This is a genomic window from Pseudoalteromonas porphyrae, from assembly GCF_001298125.1.
GTDB lineage: Bacteria > Pseudomonadota > Gammaproteobacteria > Enterobacterales > Alteromonadaceae > Pseudoalteromonas > Pseudoalteromonas neustonica.
On sequence record NZ_LHPH01000044.1, the window covers coordinates 1 to 3,903 of the forward strand.

At 41.8% G+C, this 3,903-nt stretch carries 4 protein-coding genes; all 4 read left to right on the plus strand.

Features of this window, described 5'->3' with window-relative positions:
- On the plus strand, positions 1–242 hold a 242-nt coding region (locus tag ADS77_RS20905), incomplete at its 5' end, for a transposase (protein WP_063135626.1).
- A 228-nt stretch (positions 243–470) separates the two neighbouring features.
- A complete protein-coding gene (locus ADS77_RS20910) occupies positions 471–836 on the plus strand; it encodes a VOC family protein (RefSeq protein ID WP_054456152.1) in 366 nt (121 codons plus the stop codon).
- Between the two features lie 253 nt (positions 837–1,089).
- Entirely contained in the window at positions 1,090–2,244 is a 1,155-nt protein-coding gene (locus ADS77_RS20915; protein WP_054456154.1) for an IS91 family transposase, read from the plus strand.
- A gap of 307 nt (positions 2,245–2,551) precedes the next feature.
- On the plus strand, positions 2,552–3,400 hold the full coding sequence (locus ADS77_RS20920; RefSeq protein WP_054456156.1) for a hypothetical protein: 849 nt from the start codon (positions 2,552–2,554) through the stop codon (positions 3,398–3,400).
- Positions 3,401–3,903 lie beyond the last annotated feature (503 nt).

Genomic DNA, 3,903 nt, shown 5'->3' on the forward strand with positions numbered 1-3,903 from the left:
AAAATGATGAATCACGTAAAAAGCTAAGCTATATCGACAAAATGAAAGTTAAAATAGACAGTCCAATGGGGCGACGGCAGTACAGCAGACGACTTGGATGTATAGAGCCCGTGTTCGGGAATATTACAGTCAATAAAGGCATGAACAAATTGACCTTACGCGGACAAACGAAAGTGAATGCGCAATGGCAACTGTATTGCCTTGTTCATAATCTAGAAAAGCTGAGAAACACGATACATTAATAAGGGTAACCCCTTACCACCTTAAATAAGCCACTTAAACACCTGCAATCCCTTCCAAAACACCCACTAAAGCAACAGCAAATCCTCTTTTTATATTTTCACGTGAAAGTCAGTTGTCGATTGAATCAAAATAGGAACTCAGCTATGGTTGAAGCATCAATAAAAATAAATTAAAAACGAGTTATTCTACAGGCTCGTTAGGCTTTAGAGCTGAATTAGGAGCTAAATATGAAGAATCCAGTTGGGTATTTCGAAATCCCTGTAAATGATCTTGATCGAGCGACTAGATTTTATGAGGTTGTATTTGGATACCAATTTGAACGAACCATTATTGATGGAATCGAAATGGGGTTATTTCCTTCAAATCATCAAGCACAAGGGATTACCGGTGCTCTGGTAAAGGGGGACACTTATGTTCCAGGCAAAGAAGGTTCGCGCCTCTACTTTAGTACAGGCAACATTGATGAAACTCTAGATAAAGTATTGTCTCTAGGAGGTAGCGTTCTATATCCCAAGACATCTATCGGAAAGCTTGGCTGGGTTGCGGAGTTTGAGGATGTTGAAGGCAACTGTATCGCACTACATTGTGAATAATAAATAGTCACTTATATGAACTCTCATCTTCGGAGCTTATAAAAGCCTAACAAGAGCTTTAAACGGAATAAAAACAGTTGGCTACGTTCCGCTTCGCTCCACAATTATAGCCAACCATTTTTATCCGCTTAAGCAGGCGTTAAATTTGCCGAGCAAGCTCGGAGAATCCCAGTCAACTCTTGTTGGCACTCAAATTTAACAGCATCCTCTTATCTTACTAGATAAATTAGCATTATCGTCCTACTGTTAATTCATGAAAAATTCCACCGTGCAAGGCTTTCTACAAACGAGTTTTGCTCACTACCAAAAAAATCATGGGCTGCCGCTTTATCAAATCAAAGCCGCAGAGCAATTGATGCGTTGCCGCACTGAAGCGTTAGGTGGGCACAGTGTTTACTGTGAAGATGGCCACTTAAATGGGGTGTGGTACAACAGTTGTAGGCACCGTAGCTGTCCGCAATGTAGTGCACTCAAATCAGAGCAATGGCAACAACGCGTTGAAGCGCTCTTACTCAAAGGTAAACATCATCACTGGGTTTTCACATTACCGCATGATTTGCATAATATTTGGCGGTTTAATCGCGCATTTTGTCAACAACTACTTTTTACCTCGGTGAGAGAAACGATCCAAAAACTGAGTCTCGACCCTCGTTACTTGGGCGCTACGCCTGGGGTTATCTTAGCGCTGCATACATGGGCAAGAAATCAAACGTTTCATCCTCATATTCATTGTGTGATCAGCCATGGTGGATTAGGTAGCACGGGAGAATGGCAAACACCAAAACGAGCAAGTTTCTTACCGGCGAAAGTCATGATGATGATCTTTCGTGGGAAATATCTTGCGGGGATTAAAAAAGCTATAGCGGCGGATGAATTAGTTATACCGACGAACGAACGTGAGCAAGGGCTACTGAATTTGTGCAATAAGTTAGGACGTCAAGATTGGGTCGTCTATTGCGCTAAACCATATGAACACGGACAAGGGGTTGCCAAATACCTTGCGCGTTATATTCGTGGTGGTGCGATAAAAAATAGCCAACTACTTCATCTGGGGAATGAGCATATAAAACTGCGGTATAAATCCCATCAAACGCAAAAAACAGAATATCTTCGACTGACTCATGCTCAATTTATGCAACGATTCTTGTCACATATAGCAATCCCCAAAAAATCACAGTATCAAATGGTGGGTTTATATCATGGAAAGTGCAGACGTAAGCTCAATCAAGCGAGAGAGGCACTAGGACAAATCGCGTTGAATGAAGTCAAGGTGCTGGACTGGCAAAGCTTCGTCAATAGGCAAGGAGAATTTGTCTGTTGCAAACAATGTGGGAAGACCTTAAACCAATTAAGACCCATAGAAAAAGGGATGAACATAACGGAGTTTAGCGGTAGTTATGTGCATTAAGCTAACCTAAATCTGACTAAGACAGGCGCATGTCCTGTGCCTGAAATTCAAGAGGTAGGTAAAATAATGAGTTGTCAAAACAGTAAGATAGCAAGTACACTGGATTTATATTAACAATGTTTGTGGTATATCGCTTTTGAAAACCCATAGGTGATGGGCGGCAAACTTAACAAGGCGCTCAAGACGGACAAATAACAGTTGGCTCGCGCTCGTGCCTCGCACATTCTAGCCAACCGATATTTGCCGCTTAGCTTAGCGTTAGGCATCAGTGTTAACCACAATAGTGGCACCAATATTAGGAGTAAATGTGGAATATATACTTAGTATATTATCAGGTGGTTTGAGTGGTGCCGTATTAGTTTGGTTAGCTAAAGGGTGGATATCTGAAAGGTTGAAACAATCCATTCAGCATGAGTACGCAGAAAAACTCGAAAGCTATAAAACAGAGTTGAACTCGAAAGTTGAGGGTATTAAACATGAGAATCAAGTTTCTCAACTTCGTACATCATTGTTCTTTGATCACCAAAGAGATGCGTTCGCCGCTTTGATAACGAAAATAGCTCAAGTGAATACTGATTGGTTCAAGCACTATGATCCAGACGAAGGGTTATATGAACCTGTACCATTTGAAGGGTATCGAGAATTTAAAAGTCTGTTATACAAGCATCAATTGTTTTTGGACGAAGAATGTTTGATGGCAATGTCTTTAGTTACTTCTGCATATACAAGATCTTTTCCCTATGATGATCGTAGTGGTGCTCCTCCACACCAAAATGATTCTAGTTCCCATGTTTCATATATTGAATACCTACAACCAAGAATCGCTTCAATTTTCCGAAGTAAAATTGGTGTGGCATCTGATCCTCAACATTTAGTTGATATTGCTGTTCTATCCGCTATCGAGCTTGTTAATGGCTACCACTTTCTAGAGGTTGATATCCCACCTAAAGGGAACTTATCAACAAAGGGCATTAACAACGCCTCTGATAAAGTTGCTTTAGGTTTGAAAAACAAAGATGAATTAATATCTCTACTTGAAAATTTTGATGTGTACTTAAACCGAGATGGTGGTTGGCTTCATGAAGCACAACTTAAAGTAAAACGAACCCTAAATGTACTTGGAAAAATGCCTAACAAGGCAATTAAACGGAACTAAAACTGTGGGTTACGTTTCGCTTCGCTACACATTATAACCCACAGTTTTAGTCCGCTTATTGCGGCGTTAGTGCGTCAAGCGAAGCTTGATGCATCTTGCAGGGTGCAAGTCCCTGTCGGGTAAGGTTTAACTCACCACCCGTATCGAGTGTTGCGCCTATGGCGGAGCTGAATTTTTTTTCAGCGAACAAGATAGGTGAAGCGTACACAGAGAATTAAGTAGGCCACAGGGGATACGTGTCCCTGAAGTGCTGGCATCGCTCCGATAAATACAGTCTGACTGACGAGGTTTGTAACGCCACTGAAGTCCATGCAAAGCAACCGTAATGAGTGAGGTTGTGGCGAGTCAGCGGAGTTATTAAGCCGTGGCATGGTTAAAGAGATGCATTAGGAACTTGAGAGAGCCAAGGGTGTTCCGCAAGGACGCGGTAGGGAAGCTAAGCCAAAAGCAAGGCCAACGATGACCCTTTGGCAGTCAGACCAGCTCGTAGTAGTTTGAGACGG